Origin of the sequence: Pseudoalteromonas sp. ESRF-bin5 (genome assembly GCF_002632075.1) — a bacterium.
In the GTDB taxonomy this organism is placed as follows: Bacteria; Pseudomonadota; Gammaproteobacteria; order Enterobacterales; family Alteromonadaceae; genus Pseudoalteromonas; species Pseudoalteromonas marina.
In genome coordinates, this window is sequence record NZ_NTLW01000232.1 from 1 (window position 1) to 26,387 (window position 26,387).

Consider the following 26,387-nt stretch of genomic DNA (forward strand, 5'->3'; position numbering starts at 1 on the left):
AAAGATTACGATGAGCAAACAACGGATGATTTTTTTGAGCAAATACCGTCGCGAGATGAGCACCGAAATGTCGTTAATGCGTTTTATAACGTAGCTTTATTTGAGCACGTAACATTAATAGCCGAGGCTGAATATGGCGATTACCAATCAAAGCTTAGTAGCAATACCTATACGCAATCGGTTTTATCGGCGTCAGTTAAAGTGCACTTTTAGGTGGGTAAATAGCACCATAACCAAAGGTGGTATCTTTGCCTTGCTCGCCTAAGTCGATGGCTAGCGATGTAAGCTCGTTAAGTGCTTTGGTTTTATTATTACCATGTTTTAACAATAAACAACTTAATGCCGCGCTTACATGCGGCGCCGCCATTGACGTACCCGACTCCCTCCCAAATTTTCCATTACCTTGGCTTGTAACAACATTTACACCAAAGGCTGTAAAGTCAATGTAATCACCTTTATTTGACCATCTATAAATTTGGTTTTGTGAATCAATAGCACTTACCGCTATCACACTTTTATACGCACCTGGGTATAACGGCTGCGACGCCGGCCCTTGGTTACCTGCAGCAGCTACAATTAACACGTTTTGTTTTATTGCTGCAGTCATACTTGCTTCTAAAACTGCGTTATTTGGCCCCGTTAGGCTCATATTTATTACGGGTACTTTATTACTGACTAGCCAGTTAAGTGCTTCTACTATGGCAAATAAAGTAGCCCCTTGTGCATATTCAGATTGCCTATAAAACACCTCGGCACTGTAAAGCTTGGCATTGCTTAAAAGCGGGCTAAGTTTTGCGCCTTTACCTGTAATTAGCCCTGCAATGGCGGTGCCGTGTAAATTTGGCGAGCTTAACCCTTGTGGTAAAAAGCTTTGCGTAGTGATATTTGTACCTTCAAAAGCACTGTGTTTGGTATTAATGGCGCTGTCGATCATGCCAATTTTTACGCTTTGTGTGCAGTAAGGGGCAATAGAGTTATTTGGTGTTACTTTTGCGGTAGGCTCGCCAGTTTGCGCTTGGTATATGTGGTTTCGGTCAAGTATTGCAGACTCATCTAAGTTAAGCGCTTTTAATAACTCACTTTTAGAATTAACACCTTGGAGCACGTTAAAGCGCACTAAGCTCATGTTAAGTGCGTTGTAATTTTTTACCGACACAATGGTTACATTTTGCTGTTTTAGGGTATTAAGTTGTTGGCTATTTGCCATTAATAACCATTGGCGCTCTATTGCTCTAAAGCCGTTTTCTAGCTCTACTTCAACAAATGCGGTGTTTTGACTATTTATATTAATGTTAAGCACATTAGGTAAACTACTAATTGGCTCACTAATTTGCGCTTTTAGTTCATCAATCGACACTTGTGGTACAGGCACCGGAAGCGGCAGGCGTTGTGCGCGCTCTATTGTTTGTTCAATACGCTGCTCTATTGGGTTTAACTGCCCAAGCACTTGATCGACTTTGACTATATTGGCAGAACTCGTTGCGCTAAATATGCAAATCGAAGCGGCTATGATGTGTTTAACGCGGAAATTTTTCATGTTCATAGTGGGTTACTTTTATTAAATTTATCATGCTTGTTAGTTAACGTTTAACACATAAAAATATTTCATTATTCAAATTATTTTGATTATTTGGGAATAAATGTTTTTTTGAATCGTCTTCTTTATAAAAGGGGTAAAAATCAATGAACGAAACATTAAAAACCTTATTGCCCATGCTTAGGCGTTTTGCCTATTCGCTAACGGGTAGTAAAGCAGATGCAGACGATGTAGTGCAAATAACAATTGAAAAACTATTAGTAAAAGGCATTCCGGATGACGTTGAACCGGCTAAATGGGCGTTTAAAATTTGCCGCAATGTGTGGATAGACGAATACCGCTCACGCAAGGTAAGGCAAAATACGGCCCAGGCCGATATATTACCAGAGCCAATTACAAGTAATGAGAACCAAACACTCGAAAACAAACAAATGCTTAAAAATGTAAATACAGCACTTGGCCAATTACCCGAAGAGCAACGCGCCATTGTATCGCTGGTGGCAGTGCAGGGCATGGCCTATAAAGACGTAGCACATACACTCGATATACCTATAGGCAGTGTAATGAGTAAATTATCGCGTGCACGCAGTACACTTTATAACTTAATAAAACCCGACTTTAAAAAGGAGCAAGTATGAACATTAACGACGAAACACTTAGCGCCTTTTTAGACTCAGAGCTCAGCGAGCACGAAATGGAACAAGTGCGTAAAGCCCTTGAAACCGATGATGAACTAATTATGCGACTTGCAGAGCTAAGCGAAGTAGACATGCGAGTAAAAGAGCACGCAACAAGTATTGATGACGCCCCCCTTAGTGACTCATTAGCTAAAACGGTTGCAAAGCTTGATACAGCAACGACAAAAAACACGTCGAATAGCAATGTAGTAACGTTAACGCCTTGGCAAAAGGTTAAGCACTCGGCTAATAAAGGCTTAGCAATAGCTGCAAGTGTTGCCGTGGTATTTGGTATTGCAATGACCAGTTATTTACAACCCAATGAGTCGCAAAATTTAGTAGCCAGTAGCATAGCCTCAGCCCTTAATACACAGCTAAGTAGTGGAGAGTATGAGCAAATTGATGGCTCAGTATTTAGCGCGCAGCTTAGTTTTAAAAATCAGCAAGGTGAGCTTTGTAGGCAGTATGCACTAAGTTCAAACAACACAACGCAAACAAGTATTGCATGTAAAACGCAAAGCGGTTGGCAAATTAAAGCGCAAACAGCCACGCAGCAAAGTAATAATGGCGCGCAATATCAAACGGCGTCTAATAACAGTCAGTTAGATGCTGTTATAGACAGCATGATCAGCGGCGCACCACTAGATAGAGCGCAAGAGCAGCAAGCAATTAGTGCAAAGTGGCAGTTAAATAAATAATAATGTGTATAAAACGAGGTGAATTATGAAAACATCTATTTTAATTATCAGTATTTTACTTATGGCGGGTTGCGCATCTAAACCTGATTACCGCGCCGCGAATAATGGCTCGCAAGGTTACAGCGAGCAAAAAATTAGCGACGATCAATACCGAGTAGAGTTTAAAAGTGTGTCAAACAACGTAGCAGATGCCGGTGACTATGCATTGTTACGCGCGGCTGAGCTTACCCAAGCGCAAGGCTACGACTGGTTTGTTGTAACGAATAAAGAAACCTTTGTTGAGTCTAAATCGCAAGCGCCCGCGTCAACTATTATTGCATCACACAGCCAGCAATATGAGCGAAGCTGCGGTTTATTAACTTGCGAAACACGCGCACGCCCAACAAGCAGTGTAGGCGTACAGGTAAGCAACAATGATAAACGCAAAGAAGTACACACCCTGATTGATATTAAAATGGGTAAAGGCATTAAACCCAGCGACAATAGCTATAGCGCACAAGACTTAATTGAAAACTTAAGCAAAAAAGCACAAAAGTAAGCGCTTTGTAAAAGCACTTAGCGTGTTTTAGCTAGGTGCTTTTTTCGCGGTAAAAATCCAGTAACCAGCATAGTGCCCACAATAACAAATAAAGCGCCCAATAACGTATTTGGCCCAATTTGCTCATCTAAAATTAAATGTCCCCAAAAAATGCCAAATAGCGGAATTAAAAACGTGACCGTTAAAGCTGAGGTTGGGCCTATATCGTCAATAAGCTTAAAAAATAAAATATAAGCAAGCGCTGTACACACTACGCCAAGGGCTAAAACGCCAAGCATAACGTTGGTGGTTGGTACTTCACGCATTGGCATAAAAAGTATAAGGGGCAGTACCATAAAACTTGCTGCCCACATTGAGCCGTGTGCGTTATCAAACGGTGCAAGCTTTGGCGCATTTTTTGTGTAATGGGATGCAATGGCATAACAAAATGAAGCGCTTAGCGCTGCTACAATAGCAATAAGTGACTGAGTATTTAATATAAGATGGTTTTGCCCAACTAAAATTGCCACACCTACTAAACCCAACAGCAAGCCTAAAACCATACTCTTAGTTGGCTTGGTTTTACTCCAGATAATACCCACAACTGCGCCCCAAATAGGCGTTGTAGAATTTAAAATAGATAACGTAGATGCGCTGATAGTTTGCGCGGCATAAGCAAAAAGTAAAAAAGGCAGGGCGGAGTTAAGAGCGCCAATTATAAAAAAGTGCTTTTTGTGTTTAGTAAACGCCAAGCGACGTTTTAAATACAGCGCAACTATAAATAGTGTGAGTGCCGCAAAGCCGACTCTAAATTCTATTAAGACTGCGGGCCCTAAACTAGTGGCGGCCATGCGCATAAATAAAAATGACGCGCCCCAAATTGCAGCCAGAAAAAATAATCGAAGTAAACTTGCTAAGCTCATGATAATATTTTAATTATACGAATAGAGTTATAGAATAACAGGCTTTACGAAGAGTGTAAGCCAGATTCGGTACTCGCATATTAAAAATAATAAAGGACTAGTTATGGTTAGGTATTTACTGGCTACAGCAATTTTGGCTGTGAGTTTATTAAGTGGGTGTGGGTCGACCCCAGTTAATTTATACAGCGATAATACAATGAAGAAAAAAGAATACAACGGTATTAAAGCCTATAAAAACGGGCTGTACGAACAATCTTTTAATGATTTAAAAGAGCCTGCAGCACTTGGGTATAAAAGCGCACAATACACCCTAGCGTTTATGTTTTTAAAAGGTCAATATTTAGATCAATCAACCAAACTTGGCATGGGGTGGTTAGGTGTAGCTGCAGAAGCTGGCGTTGAAAATTGGTCACATCAATATGATACTTTCTATGCCGCTGCAACATTAGAAGAGAAGCAGCAAATAGATGCAATTGTTGCGCTCTACATTAAGCAGTTTGGTGTTAAAGCTCAAAACATGACTTGCCGAAGGTCAACATCAGCTAGAAGAACATTTGGCGAAATTAAAATTGATTGCACTAAACGTGACGGAGCGGTCACTGTGTATGAAGTAGACACAGTTGAATGAAGCTAGTTGTTAACTAGCTTCTTTTCAAAGTCACTTTTCACTATATCGAGCGCTTTTAATACTTCTTCAGGCTCTACGTCGTGTTGCTCCAGTATCATAATTAAATCAACAGCGAGCTTAATATGCGTTGGCGCTTCCTCAAGAGGGTTGGTCATTTAAATTTTTCTTTTTAGATATTTGACTAATAGCCACATCAATAGCGGTTTGAACACGTTCTTCCATGTGTATGCGTTCAGCTTGTGGTAAATAAAACGCCATATCTACGTCGTAACGAATGTAACGAGGTGGCAGTTGGTTTAACACGGTACAGCAAAAGTCGGCCATAACGTCGTCGTCATATTTTTCGTCTAGTTTTCGTTTTATGATTTCTTCAACAACAATTTTTTCGTAATAGTTATGTATATCGTCGTGTAATCGCATGTTCCTACCGCTTTGTTATGTTCCATTTAAGTAAGTCTATACTAAGGATTGTTATAAATCGATAGCCGCTTTAAATAGTTGTTTATGCACATTGATTAAGCTGTCTAAATTACGTTGGTAACCGCCGCCTAAACCACACATAAGGGGAATGTTATGTTGCTTACAAAAATCAAGAACAAAAAGATCTCGTTCATAAACACCTGTAATAGATACATTTAATAAACCTAGCTCATCTTTTATGTAAATGTCTGCGCCCGCGTTGTACAAAATAATATCTGGCTGATGGATACTTACACACAGCGCAAGTGCGTGTTGTAATGTGTCGATATACTCATCGTTGCCAGATTTAGCAGGTAAAGAAAAGTCGTAATCAGATTGCTGCTTTAAACGCGGAAAGTTTTGCTCGCAATGAATTGAGCAAGTAATGATATTTTTATGGCTTTGCTGATTAATAATCTGCGCTGTGCCGTCGCCTTGGTGCACGTCGCAATCAAAAATCAGCACAGTTTTGGCTTTATAAGTATTTAATAAGTGTGTGGCCGCTATGGCTAAATCGTTAAATATACAAAAACCACTGCCGTAATCGCTATGGGCATGGTGATAACCACCGCTTAAATTGCAGGTTAGTCCGCTTTTTAAAGCCTCTTCTGCTGCTTGAATACTCCCACCGACAGACAGCAATGTTCGTTCAACTAATTGAGCCGAATAAGGAAAGCCCATCTTTTTTATCGCTTTATCAGATAAGTTCCCAGTTAAAAAATTATTAATATATTGCTCGCTATGACATAAGGCTAATTGCGAGGGGCGTGCCTTGGCGGGCTGCTTGAATGCGGTTGGTAAAAAGCCTAAATGTTCTATTTCGGTTTTAAGCCGTTGATATTTTTGAATTGGAAAGCGGTGCTTTTCGGGCAAAGGCAAATTTGAATAAAGAGGGTGGTAGTATAGCTGCATGGACAAAGCCCTAACGGAGTTGCTGTTTTTCTACTTGTTGTATTTTGTCTTCAGTGGCTGAAATGGCTTTTCTGCATCGACCTAAACGTGCGTGAGTACTTAATATTTCAAGGTTAAGCTTTTGAGCTTTTGCTGGGGATGCATTTTCCATTTGCATTTTACGCTCTTCTATCATCAGCATTAAGCGGCGTTCAAACTCATGGTTTTGTTTTAACTCGTCGTAAAGTTCATGAGAAGACTGCATCACTTTTTTTACAGCTTGCTTATAAACAGCCTGTTTTGGGCGAGGTTTAAACCGACTTTTATTTTCTTTTTCCCAAATTGGTGTTGATTTAATGACATTAAATACGGCCTGGACTTGCGATGCAATTCGCTCTAGCGCGTAGGTATAAGCATGGCGGTGATCGCTTGGTGGTAAGCTTGCTACTTCTTCTTCTATTTCGTTTACGTAATCAGCCAGGTTCATGCTTTTAGTTTGAAATACAGCGCGGTCAAATAGGCTAGGTTGTGCTTGCATATAACGGTTTTTAGCAAACAATTTAGCTCTGTCAAATTGCTCAGCTTGTTGCTTGAGCGAAGTAACTTGCTGTTGTAGTTTTTCTAATGCATTCACTTGCATGCTAAAAGTAAGCCTCGTAAATGAGTTTTAATGCTAAAAGTATAACCATGGTATTAAAAACAGGGCGTATAAATTTACTACCAAACCTAATTGCAGAGTGCGCACCAAACCAGGCTCCTAACATAATAAAAAAGCCCATTGTTATACCAAGCAAAAAGTTTACATGCCCTAAAGCTACAAAGGTTATAAGAGAAATAAAGTTAGACACAAAGTTCATAGAGCGGGCTAAACCGCAATTAAGAAGCAAGTTCATTTTATAAAGCATGCCGTTAGACGCGGTCCAAAATGTGCCGGTGCCTGGGCCTGCTAATCCATCAAAAAAACCGAGTGCTAGGCCTTGGACCCACTGCTTTACTTTCATTGCATTGTTGAGTTTTGGTAACTCATCACCTTGTGTGGTGCTCAAATTTCCAAATAAGCTGTAGCAGGCAACAACAATAATTATAATTGGTAGCAACTTATTTAAAAAATCGATGCTTAAATAATCAACAATAACCGTGCCTAGTAGCGCGCCTATTGCGGTTGCAATAATTGATGCCAACCAAAACTTGGGGCTAAAAAGGTTTTTTTTGTAATAGGTAAAACTTGCTGTTAACGAACCAAAGCTCGCAGCGAGTTTATTAGTACCTAATGTTAGGTGCGGTGGTAAACCGGCCGTAAGTAATGCGGGCACGGTTAACATGCCACCGCCACCGGCTATTGCATCTATAAAGCCTGCTGCCAATGCAACAGCACATAAAATTGCCCAAGTTGTCGGGTCGAGTGCGAGTTCAAACATTAATAGTCTATTTGTCTTTTAAATGGTGGTAGGGTGTCGAGCATGGCTTTACCGTAGCGTTTGGTTACTAAACGCCTATCAAGAATAGTAATACAGCCTTCGTCACTCTCTTTTCGCAGCAGTCTACCACAGCTTTGTACCAATTTCTTAGCAGCATCTGGGACTGTAATTGTTAAAAACGGATTACCGCCTTTGCTTTGCACAAATTCTGCTTGCGCTTCTTCTATTGGAGAGGTAGGCACAGCAAAAGGGATTTTTGTGATAATGAGGTTCTCTAAATATTTACCAGGTAAATCAAGACCTTCTGAAAGACTTTGCGTACCAAATAAAATACTACCTTTACCGCTATCAATATTTTGGCTGTGTTTTTTAAGCAGTGCTTCTCTCGACATCTCACCTTGTACTAATAAGTTAAAACCTTTTGTTCTAAGAAACTTTGCTACATGGTCCATTTGCCAGTACGAGGCAAACAAGACTAAGTTTGCCTTTTTAGTGCTTAAATACTCTGGCAAAGTGGTTGCTAAGTGATCGCTAAAGTCTTTATCGGTAGGTTCAACTTTAGACACAGGAATGCGTAATGTTGCCTGTTTTGGGTAATCAAAGGGCGAGGGAACCTTTATAAATTTAACGCCTTCCTCTTTTGCTAAACCACTTTCATAAGCAAAATGGTCAAACGAACCAAGTGCACTTAATGTGGCAGAACATAAAACAGCGCCGGCGCACTCGTTCCAAAGTTTGTCTTTTAGGTAGTAGCCTACTTCAATGGGGCTGTCGCTTAAAAGGTGGTCATGATGACTTTTATATTCAAGGCGTTTTATCCAACGTGCGTGGGGTATGCCTTCTCCTTTGTTGGCATAACTAAACCATAATTTATTTAGTTGTTCTAAACGATTAATGTAGTGACCGCTTTCAGCAAGAATAGGATCGGCAATATAAGGTTTTATGTCGCCGTCGCTCACATCTTGTGTAAGGGTGTCGTGCATTTTATTTAAACAACGCAGTGCATCTTGTGTGGCTTCGCTTATATCTTTTGCTTTGCTGTGTAGCGATTTGGGTATTTCACCATGTTCGAAACGGTATGTGTCGTCTTTTGAATATTCAAAGTCAGCATTATCAAGAATATCTCTCACTACTTTTAGGTCTTTATTTGCATCGTTTATACTATCGCAAAGCTTAAAGTTTTGACCTATGGCTCTTTGTCCTACTAGCACTTTTGCCATTTTTCCACTGAATTTAGTGAGCTTATCGAGCCATTCTATTGTGCCTTTAATGGTTGCTGCAGCAGACGAAAAATCGCGTGTTATATGGGCTAAATGGTGTGCTTCATCAATTACATAAATAGTGTTGTCTGGCTCGGGTAAAATTTTACCACCGCCTAAGTCTAAATCAGCCAGTAGCAGAGAGTGATTAATAACCAGCACATCCATTTGCATGAGTTGTTGGCGAGCTAATTGAAATGGGCAAGTCAAATGCGCTTTCATTTGGCGCTGACAAGCATGCTTGTCACACGCAATTAAATTCCAAACTCTGTCGGGAATTGTATCTGCCCAGCTATCTCTATCGCCTTGCCATTTTTTATTTACGTAAGCATCGTATAGCCCTTGCAAGCATTTGCTTTCCATATCACTTAATGGAGAGGTAAGCGTTGGCATAAAGTCCATTTGAGTTTGGCTATCACCATTAACAGCATTATGTAGTTTATGGGCGCAAATATAACGGTGGCGTCCTTTAACTAAATCAAACTTAAAGTCGAGCCCAGAATGTGTTTTAAAAAAAGGCAGTTCCTTTGCAATTAATTGCTCTTGCAATGCCACGGTAGCCGTAGAAATTACTAGCTTCTTTTTTTGTGCCAATGCTAAAGGCAAGGCCCCCAAACAATAAGCAAGTGACTTACCGGTACCTGTGCCAGCTTCTATGACGCAAATTCGTTGTTTTTTGTGATACTCACCAGCCAATGTTTTTGCAATTTCTGCAACAAGGTAATTTTGACTGCTGCGCGGCCTATAATCATTCAGGTTTTTAGCCACATGCTGATGCACTTGCCTAATAGTTTTTTTTAGAGAGTCAGAAAGCATGGAATGATTTGCCTAAAGTATGTATATAATTACAGTGTGTATATTAAGTGGGATCGTGCATTGACACAAGCAATCTATCAGGGCTTTATTTTATCAAGGCAACAATATTCGTCTAAACATAGTGAGGGGATCACACTATGCTATTGGCTTGCATCCGATCACGGCCCAATTAAAGTTGTTATTGAAAATCAGCAAGCTGTGTTTTTTATTTCACAAGAACAACAGCAACATGCCCAGCAGTTATTAGATAGCGCACGTATAAGTGTTAATTTTAAAACAATTGAAATGAGTCACTTTAACGGCAAAGCCTGTGTTGCCTGCTATTTTAATAATACCAGCAGTATTTATAAGGCACGAACATTATTTGAAAACACCATAACTGTTTACGAGGGTGATATTCGCCACAGCGATCGCTTTTTAATGGAGCGCTTTATTAGAGGTGGTGTTTGGGTTACTGGAGATGTTAGTCAAAAAAACGGCTTTTTACTTATACAAAACGCAAAGTTGAAAGCAAATACAGATTACACGCCCAAGCTTAAGTCGCTGTCATTAGACATTGAATGTGATGGGGAAGGAGTGCTTTTTTCAATTGGTCTTGTTGGTAATGGACTTGACTGCGTTTTAATGATTGGCGAACCACACAATCATAGTGAACAAATCAACATTGACTGGTGTTTAGATGAGCTTGAGTTACTTACAAAGTTACATACTTATTTAAGTAGTAATGATCCCGACATTATTATTGGGTGGAATGTAATAGAGTTTGATTTTACAGTACTTAATGCCCGTGCTGAAGCACTTGGAATTTCCCTTAAATTGGGCAGAGATAACCAATCAATCAATATCAATACGGGGCACTATACACGCCTTACGTTGCCAGGAAGATGTGTTGTTGATGGAATTGACACTTTAAAAAATGCGACTTACCACTTTGATAATTACTCTTTAGGGAACATTGCCGAAAAAGTATTAGGTGAAGCTAAATTAATACAATCTGACAATCGGTTAGGTGAAATTATCCGTCAATTTAATGAGGATAAACTGACTCTAGCGGCTTATAACCGTCAAGACTGTATTTTAGTTAATCGTATTTTTACTAAATTAAATTTATATGAGTTTGCTATTGTTCGCACACAGTTAACAGGCCTTGAGCTTGAGCGAATGGGCGGCTCTGTAGCTGCTTTTACTAATTTGTATTTACCCTTGCTGCACCGCAGTGGTTATGTAGCCCCTAATTTAGGTGACCATGGTTTGTCTTTTGACAGCCCTGGTGGTTACGTGATGGACTCATTGCCTGGGCTTTATAAAAATATTCTGGTTTTAGATTTTAAAAGTTTATACCCCTCTATTATGCGCACTTTTTGTATTGATCCCCTAGGGTTAATAAAAGGGTTAAATGCCCCTAATGATGCAATACAAGGCTTTAATAATGCAGTGTTTTCTCGTAGTGAGCATCATTTACCAAAGTTAATTGAATACCTAACTAAAACCCGTCAAAACGCCAAAGACACCAACCAACCAATGTTATCGCAAGCAATTAAAATTATTATGAACAGCTTATATGGTGTACTTGGATCTAAGGGATGTCGATTTTATGATCCTCGTTTATCAAGTTCTATTACGCTGCGCGGCCATGAAATTATGCAAACGACGCGTAAATGGATGGAGGAGCTTGGGTACAGTGTTATTTATGGTGATACAGACTCAATTTTTGTAAAAGTGGATGAGAGCTTAACTGCCCAATGCTGCAATAAAATTGGTAATGAATTGATGACTCATATTAATCATCAGTGGGAGCGGCATATAGCGAAGCATTTTAATTTAAAAAGCTATTTAGAAATTGAATTTGAAACCCATTACAGTCCCTTTTTTATGCCTACAATTCGCGATAAAAAAACGGGCTCTAAAAAACGTTACGTTGGTAAAATAGTAAAAAGTGATGAATCTAAAATCGTCTTTAAAGGTATGGAAACCGTGAGAAGTGATTGGACTGAATTTGCCCAAGAGTTTCAAAAAGAGCTATTTGAGACCTTATTTGATTCACAATTTGAAATTGCCCAACTTGACGAAATAGTAAAAGACTATACCAAACGATTGTATAGCGGAGAGTTTGATCAAAAGCTTGTTTATAAAAAACGCCTTGGTAGAAATTTAAACGATTACGAAAAAAATATTCCACCACATGTACAAGCGGTAAAAAAACACAAGGCAGAACATCCTGACTTTGAGGTAAGACGCGGGCAAATTATAGAGTATGTTTATGCAATGTCAGGGGCAGAAATTTTTAATGGAAAAAATGCACTTAATTATCAGCTATATTTGCAGCGCCAATTAACGCCAATTTCTAATTCAATTATTGACTCTATAATATCAAGGTCAGAAAAAAAACCTATCAATGGACAGCTTTCACTTATCAACTTTTAGGTTAATAAGTGGCCAGTTATCACGTAAAAGTTAAATTTTATAGAGATAATAATTTTATATTTAAAATATGATATCTTTTGGATTGTTAAATAAAAATATTTTAGTTTCAATTTTTAACCATATAAACAGAAGCTTAGATTGTTTTCTCTCCAGTTTTTTGCAACTGAATCACTTCTTTAATAATTAAATATTAATGCAACGTTAATTCCTTGTTGACCTTGTTGTTTCACTAGTATTATCATTGGTCACACAATCGTAGCGTTTCGTAACAAGTTATGTGCCGCTAGATTGAAAAAATTATAATTAATAAATGTATTCCTGGGAGAATCAAATGTTAAATAGCAAAATCTCAAAAGCAGTTCGCTTAGCGATCGCTTTTGGTGCAGCATCTACAGCTGCGTTTTCAGCAAGTTCTTTTGCTGCAGAAGAAGAATCTGCAGAAAAAGTTGAGCGTATCCAAGTAACTGGTTCACGCATCAAGCGTAGTGACCTTGAAGGTGCTTCACCAGTAATCTCTATTACTGCTGCAGATATCCGTATGGAAGGTGACTTCACAGTTGCTGATGCTCTTCGCTCAAGCTCACTGAACTCTTTCGGCTCATTCTCTGAGCGTTCAGGTAGCTCAGCACAATCTCAAGCAACTATTAACTTACGTGGTGCTGGTTCACGTCGTACGCTAGTTCTTTTAAACGGCCGTCGTTTCCCTGGTTCACCAACTCTTGGTGGCGCATCAGCTAACTTGAACGCTATTCCAATGGCCGCTGTAGCACGTATCGATATCATGACTGAAGGTGCTTCTTCAATCTATGGTTCTGATGCAATGGCTGGTGTTGTTAACGTTATATTGAAAGATAACTTCGAAGGTTTAACTTTCAACGTTGGTGCTGGTCATCGTGACCAAGATGAAGGTACTACATCTTCAGAGTTTTCAGTAGTTGGTGGTGTTACAAACGATAAAGGTAACATTACTTTTGCATTCGACCACCAAAAACGTAAAGGCATTAGTGACGCGGCTCGTGACTACACTAAAGCACAAATTGGCGATTTAGATGGTGATGGCGATATCGAAGCATACACTGCTGATACTGTTGGTTGGTCTTACTTTGGTGCTACAGTTTTATCTCCAGATTTCGCAACTGCTTCTGCTTCTTTAAAGTGTGATGACTTAATCGCAGAATACGGCGAAGATACTTTCCGTCGTGTAGACGCAAATGAAGATTGGGGCCCAGGTTCTGAGTACTGTATGTATGCGTACGGTAACGTATCTTACAACACAGCTTCAATTGACCGTAACACTTTATACCTAAGCTCTAACTATGAAGTAGCTGACGATATCGAATGGTTTGCTCAAGCAATGTTTGTTCAAAACTCTTCATTTGGTCGCTACGCTCCTCCTGCTGCTGCATGGACAAACATGTCAGCGGACAACGAACATAACCCTTACGGTGTAGATGGTGCATACGGTTTATTCCGTTGGGTAGGTATTGGTACTCGTGATGGTAATGTTGACGATTACAACATTGACCTTACAACAGGTCTTCGTGGTGAGTTAGATTGGAACAACGCTTCTTGGGAAGTTTACTACCACCGTAACAAAGCCGATAACAAATCAATCGGTGAATTTTACCTGTCTTACTCAGGTCTAGCTTATAACGAGCAAAATGATATCGACCTAGGTTCTGATGAGGGCGTTGCAAACATGAAAGCAACAACTCTTCAACAATCTACTTCTACGTTTGACCAATACTTTGGTGGTATCGGTTTTGACCTTGGTGAATTAGATGGCGGCGCTATCGCTCACTACGTTGGTATGGAATACTTCGAGCAAACATACGCAGACATCTACGACGGTCAATCTGAAGCTGGTCTTATTGGTGGTTCAGCAGGTAACTCTGCTGCAGGTGATCGTGATGTGACAGCTGTGTTTATAGAAACAGTTCTTCCAGTTACAGACACTTTTGAGCTAAACCTTAAAGCTCGTTACGATGATTACTCAGACTTTGGCGATAACGTTGCTCCTGCAGTTTCTGCTCGTTGGGAAGTTTCTGAAGGTGTTGTACTTCGTGGTTCTTACTCAGAGTCTTTCCGTGCTCCTGGTTTAGATTTATTAAACCAAGCTCGTACTTTCTCTGCTGAGTCAGCGATTGATTACAACAACGGTTCAACTGTTTCACGTCAATACGATACTTACTACACAGCTAACTCAGAGCTAGGTGCTGAAACATCTGACTACATCAACTTAGGTGTAGCTTGGGATGTAAACGATAACTTAGGTCTTAAACTTGATTACTTCATGTTAGAAGTTGAAGATGTAATTCAATCTAAATCTCTTCAAGGTCTAATTTCTGACGAAGCTGCTGGCCTAATCAGTGCTGTTAGTGTTGATACAGATACTTCAAACGAAACATTCTATCTTAAGCGTGCAGCGTCTGGTGTTTTAGTTGAAGCGGGTACTTCTTACTTCAACGGCGCTGGTTTTGAAATTGAAGGTATCGACTTTACTATCAATGCAAACCTTGAAACTGAATTTGGTGAGCTTCGTTTCAGCAACGTGAACAGCTTCACACTTGCTTATGACTCTGAAGTTGGTGGTGTTGTTCAGGATACAGCTGGTTGGTCTGGTCAACCAGATCTTAAATCAGTTGCAACTATCTCTTGGTCTTATGAAGATCACCTAATCTCTTGGAACTCAACTTACACAGCTGACACTTCAGAAACAGAAGTAGACAGCGATGGTGACGGTTTCTACGAGCAAACAGGTAAACTAGACAGCTGGTTAATCCACAACTTCACATACAGCTACAACGCTGGTGATTATGGTGCGATTACATTTACAGTAAATAACCTTACTGATGAAGACCCAGTGTTCTCTTCAGCAGGTACTTGGGATAACCAAGATCTTTACAATAACTTCGGTCGTGACTACCGTGTTAACTACACAATTAGTTTCTAAACCTTAGTTTAAATTTTAAAAAGGGCTGATTTTTCAGCCCTTTTTTTATTTGGAGATGATATGAAATCTTATTGGAGTGAGTATTGGGCTCAGGGGTATATAACGTCATTTGGTCAAGATATTAAAGGTAACTATACGGGGAAACTCAAAGATTGCTGGTTAGAACTAGGTAACGAATTAAAAGAGAATTCTAAAATTTTAGACCTAGGGACAGGCAATGGGGCACTGATCGACCTTATCCAAAAAAATATAAGCAAAGGGTTAAATTTTACGGGGATTGATCCTGCGACTATAAACTTAGATGCGACTAAAGATATACATGGTACTTTTTTATCGGGTGTATTTGCTGAAGCACTTCCTTTTGAGGAAGAGAAATTTGATGCTGTTATATCTCAGTTTGCACTAGAATATAGTGATGTTCAGGTAAGTATAGAAGAAATGCTTAGGGTACTTAAACCTAAAGGAGTGGTTCAGATTATATGCCATGACATAAACTCTGACATTGTTGTTCCTAATGTTCAAATCCTAGAATCTGCAATTAGGGTACAAGCTACTATGGTTCCTGTTATCTCGGAAATTATCAATGCAATCCAAAATAAATCTGACACAGAGAAAGTGCACTCAGCCTATTTAAAGAAATTGATTAATGATGATATAAAAATTAACCCACATGCTATAAATGCAACGTTATTGACCAATTTTTATGAGTTTATATTAAAAAATCGTTCTATTGATTTAAACAAAGCTTTTTCTTTATTTCAATCAGAGTTAGAAGGATTAATTTTTAGATTAACAGACCTAAAAAGTGCTGCAGCGAAAAACTCAGCCGTATATTCTCTCTTATCAGAATTTTGTGAAATAGAAAAGACTGATTTAATCGACTCTAATAGAGAAAAAATAGGTACTCTTTATAAGGGCTATAAGAATTAGCTTCAAAGGTAACAGCTGTTTATGTATTTTAGTGAGTGATACTGAAAATACACCATTATAAAATTATTCTTTTTTACTGATGATATATTTTACAGCTACAATTATACTACTATATTAACTTTAGAATATTTAATTTCGATGAGATAAGTAAATGAAAGAAGTTCGAGCTTTTATAAAGACCGCATCCTTAACTGAACTTGAAAAAGCAAAACAATTAGTTACTGATGCAATTTCAAAATATACCCAACAGCAAAAAGCAAAACAGGAAGTTTTGGATCTTTTAAAAGAAAAAGGACTTACGTTAGAAGATTTACAAGATATTACCTCAGATAAACGTACTAAAGTTGCGCCTAAGTACCGAATGGAACTAAATGGTGAAGTAATAGAGTGGACCGGCCGGGGTCGTCGTCCCAAAGCGTTTGAAGGCGTTGAGCTTGAAAAGTATTTAGCTAAATAATTATATTAGTGGTTAGAAATTAGTTTTTGAATACCTAATAAGTTAATTAGGTATTCAAATGACTTTTCAGTAACTATAACCCTTTCTCATTCCTTAGTCCCTTGGTTTGATACCACTTCTGCTAACAAAGTTATACTGATCGTAGCTTATAACTTAATAGTAATCTAATAAGCCGCTTATTCCTAAAACGGCGATTAACGTTTCGGTACGCGAGTACCATTAAGTATTCAATCATCGAACATTTCTAAGCTTTTTAGCACTTCATTATTTATAACTTATAAAAGCTACACCTTAACGCAATCTGTGTTGATAAGTTTGTAAACTTGTGGTTAATATATAGATTCAAAACAGGTACTAATGTTAATTTATTTGTTTTGAATCAAAATAATTAAAATACAAACAGGGATTTCAATATGATAAATAATAAAGTTTCAAAAGCAGTTCGCTTAGCGATTGCTTTTGGTGCGGCATCAACAGCTGCTTTTTCAGTAAACTCATTTGCTGAAGAGCAAGAAGGAGCCGAAAAAGTAGAGCGAATTGAAGTGACAGGCTCTCGTATTTTACGTGAGGGGGCAATAGCACCTTCACCAGTTACAGTTATTACAGGTGAAGATCTAGTTAGTACTGGTGCAATGAATATTGGTGAAGTTTTAAATAAATTACCAGCATTAGCTACCACATACTCGCTTGCTAACTCAGGTCGTTTTATAGGCACGGCTGGTATCAGCTTACTTGACTTACGGGGAATGGGCAGCTCTCGTACCCTAGTATTGGTAGATGGTAAGCGTCATGTTGCTAGTGCGCCTGGTACATCATCAGTAGATACCAATACAATACCTAGCGCTTGGATTGAAAAAGTAGAAATAATTACAGGTGGTGCTTCTGCTGTTTATGGCGCAGATGCTGTAACTGGCGTTGTTAACTTTATATTGAAAAAAGATGTTACAGGTTTTAACGCAACCGCTACAAAGGGTTATGCAGATAATAGTAAATATCAAAATGAGAAATTTACATTATCATATGGCACAGATTTTAACGAAGGCCGTGGTAATGCTGCATTTTCAGTCGAATATAATGCCCAGGACTCATTGAATGCGCTTGATAATCCATGGACGGCAACGTCATATGCATCTTTACCTTATGATGTGGTTACAGGTCAAACTCGACCAGATGACCAAATTGATAGTGAGGACTATCCTGATAAATTTCTATTACCAAACGCAGGTTATTACCTAATATCAAACCAAGGCACAGTGTGGAATCCATTCACTGGTGGCATAATGGGTAAGTTTAATGGTGATAGTACACTTGGTGATGTTTACACTGGACCTATTGCGGATGGTTCCTTTTGTGCAAGCCCTGGTTGTGATTATATTAATTTAAGACAATATTCAGAAATTCAACCAAAATTTGATCGTGTAAACTTTAACTTTAAAACGAATTATGATGTTACGGATGAACTGAACGTTTATTTTCAAGCAAAATACTCTAAAACTGAGGGTGAAAATGTTGGACAGCCGTTTTTCCGTTTTTACAGTGGTGCCAACTTAATTCAACGAGACAATGCATTCTTAACACCAGATGTTGCTCAGTTAATGGACGACAACGACTTACCCTTTATTGGTGTTAACAAAATGTTTAATGATATTGGTCGTCGTCTAGAAGAAAACACTCGTGAAACAACGCGCTTTGTAGCTGGTATTCAAGGCGAAATCAGTGAAGACTGGTCTATGGATATTTCACTCGTACATGGTAAATCAGAAATTGAGCGTATTAACGGTGCTAACGTTATTATGGCAAATTATGCTAATGCTATAGATGCTGTATTTGATGATAGCGGAAGTATTGTTTGTCGTGATGAAGCAGCCCGTGCTGATGGCTGTGTAGCTGCGAATATAATGGGTGACGGCGCTATTAGCCAAGAAGCGATTGACTATGTAACAACGACTTCAATTGGTACGTCTGAAATTAAACAAACCGTGTTCAATGCAACATTTAGCAACTCTGCTATTTTTGAGCTACCTGCGGGTATGGTTGGATTTGCTGGCGGTGTTGAATACCGAGATGAAACAAGTGTTACTATTGAAGATGCCTTTGCTAAAACAGGTGCTACATTCTTTAATGCGCTCGGTGAGACTGATGGTGGATATGATGTAACTGAAGCATTTTTTGAATTATCAGTTCCGCTTATTGAAGATGTATTTTTAATTGATACCTTAGTATTTGATACAGCAGTTCGTTATGCTGATTACTCAACAATTGGTGATACAACAAGCTGGAAGTTAGGACTTGATTGGACTGTTACACCAGAGCTTCGTGCTAGGTTTACATTGTCAGAAGCTATGCGAGCGCCAAATATTGATGAGTTATTCTCTGGTCAAAGCCAGTCTTTCGCAGGTGTTGACGATAGTTGTAAGGTGTCAGAGCTTGCTCAATTAAGCGATTCAGGTCGTGCTATCCGAGAGCAAAACTGTGCAGCATTAGGCGTTCCAGCAGATTTTGATTCAAACTACGATAGCGCAACGCTTGAAACTTTAGTGGGTGGTAACCCTGATCTTCAACCTGAAGAGTCTAGATCAATCACTGCAGGTATTGTTTATCAACCTGAGTGGTTAGAGGGTTTCAGTGTAACAGCTGATTACTGGGAAATTGATATTGATGATACAATTAGCGGTATCGGCTTTCAAACAATTATAGACCGTTGTGTTGATTCACCAACAGGCATTGATAATCAGTTTTGTGGCCTGATTACTCGTGATCCAAATACAAGTGAAATTACGCTTCTTAAAGGGTTTGCATTGAACATTGCTCGAAGCTTAAATTCTGGTGTCGATTTTGAGTTTGGTTATGATTTTGATGCGCTAGGCGGAAGTTTTGGTACTAGTTTTATTGGTACATACTTAATTGAAGCAAAAGACTTTCCATTCTCAGCTGAGCCTGAAAATTACACTGATTATGAAGGTGTGTTAGGTGATGAAACATGGCAAGGCAGTATCTCCGTTGATTATACATACGAAAATCTTGTATTAGATTTTAGTACTCGCTTTATTAACGGTGTTGAGTTGTACGATCATAAGTCTATTGAAACAAATCCAAACCCATCTAACCAGATGCGTTACGGTTCTTACTTTATAACTGATGCATCAGTTGCTTATAAGTTTGATAGTGGAGTTGGCTTTAAGTTAGGTGTTGATAACCTATTTAATCGTGGCTTACCTGGTAGCACTACCGGTACAGGTGCAGGATCGGCAATTTACGACAATATTGGTCGATTTGCTTACCTACAAGCTTCTTATAAGTTCTAAGTTTAATGTTTTGATGCATAAACTGAACGTATAAAAAGCAATTACATTTTAAAGTAATTACAAGCCCTCTTAGTTTTTATTAAGGGGGCTTTTTATATTAAGGTACAATAGTAAATATATAATATGAACTCTTACATTTATGAGCTATAAACTTAGACCCTATCAGCAAGAGGCGGTTGAACGCACCGTTGTTCACTTTAGAAAAACCAATGATCCCGCAGTTATTGTGTTGCCAACAGGTGCAGGTAAAAGTTTAGTCATCGCTGAGCTTGCCCGTATAGCTAAACAAAAAATATTGGTCCTTGCTCATGTTAAAGAACTTGTAGAGCAAAATTCACAAAAATATAAAAGTTTTGGTTTAGAGGCGAGTATATTTTCCGCAGGTTTAAAAGAAAAATCTTTAACCCATCAAGTCACTTTTGCTAGTGTGCAGTCACTTTCACGTAATTTGGATAAACTCAATGAGCATTATTCTTTACTTATTATTGATGAATGCCACAGAGTAAATGGTGATAAAAAAAGCCAATACGGTAAAGTTATAAGTGCATTACAGTCGTATAACCCACATTTAAAAGTATTGGGTTTAACGGCTACGCCTTATCGTTTAGGCATGGGGTGGATATACCATCACCATTATCATGGTTTTGTTAAAGGAACTACAGAAAGCCCATTTAAACGTTGTATATTTGAATTGCCGCTTAGGTACATGATTAAAAATAACTATTTAACCCCACCAAATGAAGTTGATGCTGCCATTAACCACTACGATTTTTCGTCTTTAGAAACGAATGCGTTTGGCCAATACACTGCCGATGATATGAACGCGCTTTTAAAAAGTAACGAGCGAGCAACTCAGGCTATTCTTAAACAAGTGATTGAATATAGCGAACAGCGCAAAGGTGTAATGGTTTTTGCGGCAACAGTTATGCATGCCCAAGAAATATTAAGCTACTTACCAACAGCCCAAAGCGCGCTAATTACAGGCGATACGCCTAATATTGAACGCGATAAAATCATTTCTGCGTTTAAAAGTAAAACGTTAAAGTATTTGGTTAATGTTTCTGTATTAACAACCGGCTTTGATGCGCCACATGTCGATTTTATTGCCATCTTGCGTCCTACAGAGTCTGTAAGCTTATACCAACAAATTGTAGGTCGGGGCTTACGATTATCAGAATCTAAAACCGATTGCTTAGTGATTGATTATGCCGGAAATGGTTTTAATTTATTTCACCCTGAAGTAGGGGATAAAAAAGGCGACAGCGATAATGAACCTGTACAAGTGCTTTGTCCAGGTTGTGGGTTTGCTAATATATTTTGGGGTAAAACGAACTCTGCTGGCAAAGTTGTTGAGCATTTTGGTAGACGTTGCCAAGGGTTATTAGAAGACGATGAAGGTAGCAAAGAGCAGTGCGATTATCGTTTTAGATTTAAAGAGTGTGAGGAATGTGGTGCGCAAAACGATATTGCTGCTCGAAAATGCCACGACTGCGGCGCTATAATGGCTGATCCTGACGACAAGTTGCGTAATGCGCTAAACTTAAAAGATGCATTAGTGCTTCGTTGTAGTGGGCTAACAGTAACTCAACTTAAAGACGAGCTAATCAAAGTTACTTATTTTGACGAAGACGGCACTAGTTGTGATGAAGTTTATAACCTTGCCAGTAAAGGCGGTCAGTTTATCTTTAATAAACAATTTGGCAAACGGCTTGCGCATGGACAAAAACCAACAGACTTTAAAGCAGCAGAACAGGTAATTAAAGCGCAGTTAGACTTGGTGCCCCCTGACTTTGTGATTGCGCGAAAAAGTAAAAAATATGGTTGGAAAGTAGCAGATAAGCTATTTGATTATAAGGGGAGTTTTAGAAAGGCAAATCAGTTAAGTCGTTAAACTTAACTGATTTTTAATATATTAAGCGGCGTCTTCGTCCATTAATCCCCAGCCGTCACCGTAACCGTTATAGCCATTCGCTATACTTTCTAGGTACTGTTCAGCTTGGCCTAGTAATGTGTGCTCTGGTACCATTTGTACATGAGTAATTACTTCCCAAACGCCAGTGTCTTTGCATTTTTCGACGTCGGCGGTTTGTACTAATGCATCAGAAACAATATCTTTAGCAAACTTATCAGCATCGGCTTGTTGCTCAAATAAAATGAAAAAGTCGATTTGCTGCATTTTGCTTAAATCGACGCCTGCAGCGGCTATTTCGGCTAACAGCTGGCCGTTTTCGTCATCTGGAAATTGCATTAAAAACTCATCTAAAAATAATTTTGTGTTCGTTGGCACTATTGTAACTAAAATATTGTCTTAACGCGTACTAATTTTATCTTCTTCACATTTCATATTTAAACTGAGTTTGTCATTAAGTTAATGTGTTGCTCATTATGGCTATGTTAATATGCGCCACATTAGCTCATTTTAAGTAGTATATAAGAGTAAGGATATTTGCTTGTTTATTAAGTTTTTACGTTGCATGTGTATTGCCACTGTTTTTATGGCTGCAAATTCCTATGCGGTAGAAAAAGTCATCGAAGACTACAAAATTAAAGGCATAAATGGTGATTTAGAAAAAAACGTAGCGCTTTACTTAAAGCAGCTTACAGGTGAAAAACCAACAAGAACCCTTCAACGTTATGCTAAAAGTCAGGTACAAAACAGCATAAAAGCACTGGGTTACTACAGCCCAACAGTTGAGGTTGAATTTGATAAAGACGATAGTGAACTCGTTGTAAAAATTGAGCGTGGTCCTGCAACACGGATAGACGCCATTAACATTACATTAAATGGTGAAGGGAAGAACGATAAACAATTACAAACCATTATTAAAAACACCAATTTAAAACAGGGTGATGTTCTAAACCATGGTGACTATGAATCAGCGTATAAAAAAATAGAATCTATGCTTTTGGAGCTTGGCTATTTTGATGCTAAATGGCCTGCCCGCAAATTAGAAGTTTCAATTAAAAAAAATAGTGCCGTTGTCACGTTTGTGATTGATACCGGTGTGCGTTATCAATATGGCAGTATTGAAATTACCAGTGATACGCCAGCTGAAAAATATATTCGTTCTTTGTCACCATTTACTCAAGGACAACCTTATAAATCAACTTACATAGCCGACTATAACCTTGAGCTTTCGAGCACACCTTATTTTGCTAGTGTGCGTGTTTATGCTGAGATTGCAGCGCGCAAAAACGCCCAAGTTCCTATCAAAGTTGAGGTTGTTCCTAAGCCTGCAAATAGCTTTGAAATTGGCGGCGGTGTTTCTGAAAGTGAGCCTAGGTTCCGTTTTAAGTGGAGTAAACCTTGGATCACAGAGGATGGCCATTACCTTGATACAAATATGAATATTGCTGAAAAGCAACAAGATCTCTCAATGGCATACACGGTTCCTGTAGACGACCCTAATGATGATTTATGGCGTTTTTCAGTGGGTTATAAACTGGAAGACGAACTTGCAGATGATGTCTACAGCGAGATATTAACCGCACAATTACAAAGGCAGTGGCTTACAGAAGAAAAATGGGTAAGAACAGCGTTTTTACGCAGAGACCAAGAGACGTATCGTCTGGGCGATGATCCAGAAGAATCAACCGAAATGTTAATGCCCGGAATTAGTTATGCTCGCAAAAGTTTAAAAGGCGGAACGACTCCTTATTGGGGCGAGCAATGGCTTATATCAGCAGAGTTTGGCCTAGATGATGCGCTTTCCAGCACGAATTTGTTGAGGGTTCAATTACAGCATGCATGGCTTCGTACATACCTTAATAAGCATTTAGTTTTTCTTAAGGCAAACATTGGCGCAATGCTAGTTGATGACATAAATAATGTACCGTATTCACTGCGGTTTTATGCCGGCGGTGATCAAAGCGTTCGTGGTTTTGCTTATCAGTCAATTTCGCCAGAAAATGATGATGGTGAACTAATAGGGGGTAAATATTTGCTTGCTGGCACTATGGAGTACAACTATCAGTTTGCTCAAAATTGGCGTGCAGCATTATTTGTTGATGGTGGTACTGCTACGAATGATTTTTCAGATGAATTTGAAGTGGGTGCTGGTTTTGGTTTTCGATATTTAACGCCTGTGGGCCCTGTACGAATAGATCACGCTTGGGGCTTAACTAAAGATAGCAAAAGTACCCGTTTGAGTATTACCATAGGGCCAGAAATTTAATGCCAATATTAAAAAAAATAACAGCCACAGTAAGTGCAATTTTAGTTTCGCTAATTATTAGCGTATTTTGTTTATTATTTACTGCACCCGGTAATCAATTTATTGCCTATACGGCAAATAAAGTTGTTGATGGATTACACATAGAAATTAAAGATGGCCGCTTTATTTATAACGATGTGTTTAATGTTCGTTTTAAAAATAATGGTTTAGATTTTAATGCTCAGCAATTAAAAATAGATTTATTTTGGTGGCAGTGTGATGGTATCTGTATTGATAATTTTAGCGCTAAATCTATAAAATTAACCTTGCCAAAAACAGTTGAAGCGCTAGATGAAACACCCTCTGAGCCCCTTGAAAAAATTACTTTACCTTTTAATGTTTCAATAAAAAATATAGCGGTTAATGAGTTTACATTAAACCACCCTAGTGCAGATGTGAGCGTTAATAACTTTAAACTATCAGCTAAAGCTGAAGGCTCAAAACTCACAGTAAAAAGCTTAAATATCCCGAGTATACTTGTTGCTTTAAAAGAGCAAGAACAACCTGCCAAGGCGCAAACTGCTCAAAGCAACAAAGCTGCACTTACGCAATTACCAGCACTTCCTGATATTGAATTTACATCACCCATTGATTTGGCCATTGAATCCTTTGATATCGCAAAGGTAACAATTGAGCAGGGCGATGCGCAGCATAATATCGAAAACATTTCGCTGCAATTAAGTGTAGAAGATGCCGTGATTAATTTGAAGTCGCTTTCAGCTACCTATGAGCAGTGGCAGCTTAATACCCAATTAGATGCAGAGCTTTTAGGTAACTTGCCTGTAAAAGGCTTAGTGACTTTAAATAGTGACGAGCACCAAGCAAACTTAGAGTTAAACGGTGATTTAGCTGACTTAAATTTAAATTTACAAACGAGTGGACAATATCCGCTCACGTTAACAGCGAATGCTAATTTAAAGCAAAAAAATTACCCATTTGAGCTAAGCGGTAACATTAACCAATGGCTTATTGATGCGCAAAGTAACGAACTAAAAGTTAAAAATGTAAGCCTTAATGCAAATGGTAATGCCGATGACTACCAACTCAATTTGCAGGCAAACAGCCAATTAGGCGCTTATCCGGCTGTTAATCTTAATACTCAGCTAACAGGCGGTTTAACTCAAGCTGTGCTTAAAACATTAAGTATTAAGGCTCACGAAAGTAGTGCGATTATAAAAGCTAATGTCGATTGGCAACAGGGCATTAAAGCGAGTTTTAACGGCTCGCTTTCAAACCTAAAATCGCAGTATTTTACGGATGCTGTAACCAGCGATATTTCAGGGCAATTTAAAGGTTCATTCAATGCGGAAGAAGGCTCGTGGCAACTACAAATGGATGATACTAAGTTAAGCGGATTATTAAACGAGGTACCCCTTGAGTTTGCGTCAAACTTTCAGCTTGATGATGCATTAAAAGCCAATATTGATAGCCTTTATTTAAGTAGCGGCACTAATAAATTAGTACTCAATGGGCAAGTTAATGATAGCTGGAAAGTTGACGGTAAAATAACACTTAAAAGTAATAAAGAGGCAAATATGCCATTTATTGCCGATGGCAACGCCGATTTAAAAGTAAGAGGGCAGAGGCTAACACCTTCTGTCGATTTAGCGTTAATGCTTGATAGCTTCATTTTTAATGAAATCAATATAAATAAACTGACGGTAAAAGGGCAGTTGGATACAGCCGCTGATTGGCAAACTGACGTATCGTTAAGTGTTGGCTCGGCGCTTGTGGCTGATGAGCAAATTAATAGTGTAAAAGTTGATATTAGCGGCGATAAAACAGATCACCAACTTACAGCATCTGTAGATGCCGAGCAGGGCAGTGCAGAGCTTGAAGTAAATGGCAAAATTAATAACGCTACCTGGAATGGTGAGTTTAGTAATGTAACGCTAAGCGACAAAAAGTTAAGCTTTAGCAACACTAAAAATATTGCCGTTATGTTTAACTCTCAAAACGGTAATTTTAATGTAAGTGCGCACTGCTGGGCTTCTCAGCAAAGCGAGCTTTGTATAGACACGCTTGCCCAAACTAAAGCGCTAGGCCAGTTAAACGCTAAGTTAAACAATTTAGCGCTTGAAGAGCTTAAACACTTTTTACCCGATAACATTCGCACCCGTGGTGATGTAAAGGGTAATGTGGCGCTCAATTGGAATGCAGGCGCTCTTAAAACATTACGCGCAAGTTTAAATGCAAGTGACTTGACCACTGTTTTAACCTCAGAAGAAGATCGCTTTAAATTACCTATAGAAACACTCAGTATTAGTGCTTTTTCAGACTC

General features: G+C 38.8%; 20 protein-coding genes and 2 pseudogenes. 13 read left to right on the top strand and 9 right to left on the bottom strand.

Annotated elements, in window-relative coordinates; genetic code table 11:
- Positions 1-213 (top strand): annotated as a pseudogene (locus BCG07_RS14260) (hypothetical protein); the annotation flags it as partial.
- On the opposite strand, the gene BCG07_RS14265 reads toward BCG07_RS14260, so the two are convergent.
- The gene (locus BCG07_RS14265) at positions 197-1,543 is read right to left on the bottom strand and encodes a S8 family serine peptidase (RefSeq protein WP_243531123.1); all 1,347 of its coding nucleotides are present in this window, start codon (positions 1,541-1,543) and stop codon (positions 197-199) included. The pseudogene BCG07_RS14260 and the gene BCG07_RS14265 sit on opposite strands and share 17 nt — an antisense overlap.
- A gap of 140 nt (positions 1,544-1,683) precedes the next feature.
- On the opposite strand from BCG07_RS14265, the gene BCG07_RS14270 reads away from it, so the two are divergent.
- From BCG07_RS14270 to BCG07_RS14280, 3 genes are read left to right on the top strand one after another with little or no spacing between them, the layout of a single operon-like run.
- Positions 1,684-2,175, top strand: coding sequence for an RNA polymerase sigma factor (locus BCG07_RS14270; protein WP_243531121.1), 492 nt, complete (start codon positions 1,684-1,686; stop codon positions 2,173-2,175).
- Entirely contained in the window at positions 2,172-2,912 is a 741-nt protein-coding gene (locus BCG07_RS14275) for an anti-sigma factor family protein (RefSeq protein ID WP_243531119.1), read from the top strand. The genes BCG07_RS14270 and BCG07_RS14275 overlap by 4 nt, the downstream gene beginning before the upstream one ends.
- Positions 2,913-2,937: 25 nt before the next feature.
- A complete protein-coding gene (locus tag BCG07_RS14280; RefSeq protein ID WP_243531117.1) occupies positions 2,938-3,450 on the top strand; it encodes a CC0125/CC1285 family lipoprotein in 513 nt (170 codons plus the stop codon).
- A 17-nt stretch (positions 3,451-3,467) separates the two neighbouring features.
- Here BCG07_RS14280 and BCG07_RS14285 read toward each other — a convergent pair whose 3' ends face one another.
- Positions 3,468-4,352, bottom strand: a complete 885-nt coding sequence (locus BCG07_RS14285; RefSeq protein ID WP_010557141.1) for a DMT family transporter — start codon at positions 4,350-4,352, stop codon at positions 3,468-3,470.
- A 103-nt stretch (positions 4,353-4,455) separates the two neighbouring features.
- On the opposite strand from BCG07_RS14285, the gene BCG07_RS14290 reads away from it, so the two are divergent.
- Positions 4,456-4,980, top strand: coding sequence for an SEL1-like repeat protein (locus BCG07_RS14290; RefSeq protein WP_010557140.1), 525 nt, complete (start codon positions 4,456-4,458; stop codon positions 4,978-4,980).
- Between the two features lie 2 nt (positions 4,981-4,982).
- Here BCG07_RS14290 and BCG07_RS14295 read toward each other — a convergent pair whose 3' ends face one another.
- From BCG07_RS14295 to dinG, 6 genes are read right to left on the bottom strand one after another with little or no spacing between them, the layout of a single operon-like run.
- Positions 4,983-5,135, bottom strand: coding sequence for a YbaM family protein (locus tag BCG07_RS14295; RefSeq protein ID WP_006793581.1), 153 nt, complete (start codon positions 5,133-5,135; stop codon positions 4,983-4,985).
- Positions 5,119-5,400 (bottom strand): late competence development ComFB family protein, encoded by a 282-nt coding sequence (locus BCG07_RS14300; protein WP_006793580.1) that lies wholly within the window; start codon positions 5,398-5,400, stop codon positions 5,119-5,121. The genes BCG07_RS14295 and BCG07_RS14300 overlap by 17 nt, the downstream gene beginning before the upstream one ends.
- 51 nt (positions 5,401-5,451) lie before the next feature.
- On the bottom strand, positions 5,452-6,351 hold the full coding sequence (locus tag BCG07_RS14305) for a histone deacetylase family protein (RefSeq protein ID WP_243531116.1): 900 nt from the start codon (positions 6,349-6,351) through the stop codon (positions 5,452-5,454).
- Between the two features lie 10 nt (positions 6,352-6,361).
- Complete coding sequence (locus BCG07_RS14310; RefSeq protein ID WP_006793578.1) at positions 6,362-6,970, bottom strand: primosomal replication protein; 609 nt, start codon at positions 6,968-6,970, stop codon at positions 6,362-6,364.
- Between the two features lies 1 nt (position 6,971).
- Positions 6,972-7,748, bottom strand: coding sequence for a TSUP family transporter (locus tag BCG07_RS14315; RefSeq protein ID WP_039038085.1), 777 nt, complete (start codon positions 7,746-7,748; stop codon positions 6,972-6,974).
- Positions 7,748-9,823: an ATP-dependent DNA helicase DinG gene (dinG, locus tag BCG07_RS14320; RefSeq protein ID WP_243531114.1), complete on the bottom strand. Its 2,076-nt coding sequence runs from the start codon at positions 9,821-9,823 to the stop codon at positions 7,748-7,750. Before dinG ends, BCG07_RS14315 begins: the two co-directional genes overlap by 1 nt.
- A gap of 60 nt (positions 9,824-9,883) precedes the next feature.
- Here dinG and BCG07_RS14325 point away from each other — a divergent pair, with 60 nt between their 5' ends.
- The 6 genes from BCG07_RS14325 to radD all read left to right on the top strand — a co-directional run bounded on the left by BCG07_RS14325 (position 9,884) and on the right by radD (position 21,783).
- Positions 9,884-12,247, top strand: coding sequence for a DNA polymerase II (locus tag BCG07_RS14325; RefSeq protein WP_286890691.1), 2,364 nt, complete (start codon positions 9,884-9,886; stop codon positions 12,245-12,247).
- Between the two features lie 331 nt (positions 12,248-12,578).
- On the top strand, positions 12,579-15,200 hold the full coding sequence (locus BCG07_RS14330) for a TonB-dependent receptor domain-containing protein (protein ID WP_243531109.1): 2,622 nt from the start codon (positions 12,579-12,581) through the stop codon (positions 15,198-15,200).
- Positions 15,201-15,260: 60 nt separating this feature from the next.
- The gene (locus BCG07_RS14335) at positions 15,261-16,130 is read left to right on the top strand and encodes a class I SAM-dependent methyltransferase (protein ID WP_243531107.1); all 870 of its coding nucleotides are present in this window, start codon (positions 15,261-15,263) and stop codon (positions 16,128-16,130) included.
- A gap of 151 nt (positions 16,131-16,281) precedes the next feature.
- Positions 16,282-16,587, top strand: coding sequence for an H-NS histone family protein (locus tag BCG07_RS14340; RefSeq protein ID WP_138740125.1), 306 nt, complete (start codon positions 16,282-16,284; stop codon positions 16,585-16,587).
- Positions 16,588-17,000: 413 nt separating this feature from the next.
- A complete protein-coding gene (locus BCG07_RS14345) occupies positions 17,001-19,892 on the top strand; it encodes a TonB-dependent receptor domain-containing protein (protein ID WP_138740126.1) in 2,892 nt (963 codons plus the stop codon).
- Between the two features lie 139 nt (positions 19,893-20,031).
- A complete protein-coding gene (gene radD, locus BCG07_RS14350) occupies positions 20,032-21,783 on the top strand; it encodes a DNA repair helicase RadD (RefSeq protein WP_243531105.1) in 1,752 nt (583 codons plus the stop codon).
- 21 nt (positions 21,784-21,804) lie between these two features.
- On the opposite strand, the gene BCG07_RS14355 is transcribed toward radD, so the two are convergent.
- Entirely contained in the window at positions 21,805-22,140 is a 336-nt protein-coding gene (locus BCG07_RS14355; protein ID WP_008129315.1) for a ribonuclease E inhibitor RraB, read from the bottom strand.
- Positions 22,141-22,342: 202 nt separating this feature from the next.
- Here BCG07_RS14355 and BCG07_RS14360 point away from each other — a divergent pair, with 202 nt between their 5' ends.
- Together BCG07_RS14360 and BCG07_RS14365 are read left to right on the top strand one after the other, a co-directional pair.
- Positions 22,343-24,067 carry an autotransporter assembly complex protein TamA gene (locus BCG07_RS14360; protein WP_286890698.1) on the top strand — a complete coding sequence of 575 codons (1,725 nt, stop codon included), beginning with the start codon at positions 22,343-22,345 and terminating at the stop codon, positions 24,065-24,067.
- Positions 24,067-26,387, top strand: a pseudogene (locus tag BCG07_RS14365) (autotransporter assembly complex protein TamB); the annotation flags it as partial. The gene BCG07_RS14360 and the pseudogene BCG07_RS14365, both read left to right, overlap by 1 nt.

What these genes read in the sequence shown, in the direction of transcription:
- BCG07_RS14330 (WP_243531109.1), top strand. Translation starts at nt 12,579, where the DNA reads ATGTTAAATAGCAAAATCTCAAAAGCAGTTCGCTTAGCGATCGCTTTT.
- BCG07_RS14275 (WP_243531119.1), top strand. Translation starts at nt 2,172, where the DNA reads ATGAACATTAACGACGAAACACTTAGCGCCTTTTTAGACTCAGAGCTC.
- BCG07_RS14285 (WP_010557141.1), bottom strand. Translation starts at nt 4,352, where the DNA reads ATGAGCTTAGCAAGTTTACTTCGATTATTTTTTCTGGCTGCAATTTGG.
- BCG07_RS14345 (WP_138740126.1), top strand. Translation starts at nt 17,001, where the DNA reads ATGATAAATAATAAAGTTTCAAAAGCAGTTCGCTTAGCGATTGCTTTT.
- BCG07_RS14310 (WP_006793578.1), bottom strand. Translation starts at nt 6,970, where the DNA reads ATGCAAGTGAATGCATTAGAAAAACTACAACAGCAAGTTACTTCGCTC.
- BCG07_RS14305 (WP_243531116.1), bottom strand. Translation starts at nt 6,351, where the DNA reads ATGCAGCTATACTACCACCCTCTTTATTCAAATTTGCCTTTGCCCGAA.
- BCG07_RS14265 (WP_243531123.1), bottom strand. Translation starts at nt 1,543, where the DNA reads ATGAACATGAAAAATTTCCGCGTTAAACACATCATAGCCGCTTCGATT.
- BCG07_RS14340 (WP_138740125.1), top strand. Translation starts at nt 16,282, where the DNA reads ATGAAAGAAGTTCGAGCTTTTATAAAGACCGCATCCTTAACTGAACTT.
- BCG07_RS14280 (WP_243531117.1), top strand. Translation starts at nt 2,938, where the DNA reads ATGAAAACATCTATTTTAATTATCAGTATTTTACTTATGGCGGGTTGC.
- BCG07_RS14270 (WP_243531121.1), top strand. Translation starts at nt 1,684, where the DNA reads ATGAACGAAACATTAAAAACCTTATTGCCCATGCTTAGGCGTTTTGCC.
- BCG07_RS14335 (WP_243531107.1), top strand. Translation starts at nt 15,261, where the DNA reads ATGAAATCTTATTGGAGTGAGTATTGGGCTCAGGGGTATATAACGTCA.
- BCG07_RS14355 (WP_008129315.1), bottom strand. Translation starts at nt 22,140, where the DNA reads ATGCAATTTCCAGATGACGAAAACGGCCAGCTGTTAGCCGAAATAGCC.
- BCG07_RS14315 (WP_039038085.1), bottom strand. Translation starts at nt 7,748, where the DNA reads ATGTTTGAACTCGCACTCGACCCGACAACTTGGGCAATTTTATGTGCT.
- dinG (WP_243531114.1), bottom strand. Translation starts at nt 9,823, where the DNA reads ATGCTTTCTGACTCTCTAAAAAAAACTATTAGGCAAGTGCATCAGCAT.
- BCG07_RS14290 (WP_010557140.1), top strand. Translation starts at nt 4,456, where the DNA reads ATGGTTAGGTATTTACTGGCTACAGCAATTTTGGCTGTGAGTTTATTA.
- BCG07_RS14295 (WP_006793581.1), bottom strand. Translation starts at nt 5,135, where the DNA reads ATGACCAACCCTCTTGAGGAAGCGCCAACGCATATTAAGCTCGCTGTT.
- BCG07_RS14300 (WP_006793580.1), bottom strand. Translation starts at nt 5,400, where the DNA reads ATGCGATTACACGACGATATACATAACTATTACGAAAAAATTGTTGTT.
- radD (WP_243531105.1), top strand. Translation starts at nt 20,032, where the DNA reads ATGAGCTATAAACTTAGACCCTATCAGCAAGAGGCGGTTGAACGCACC.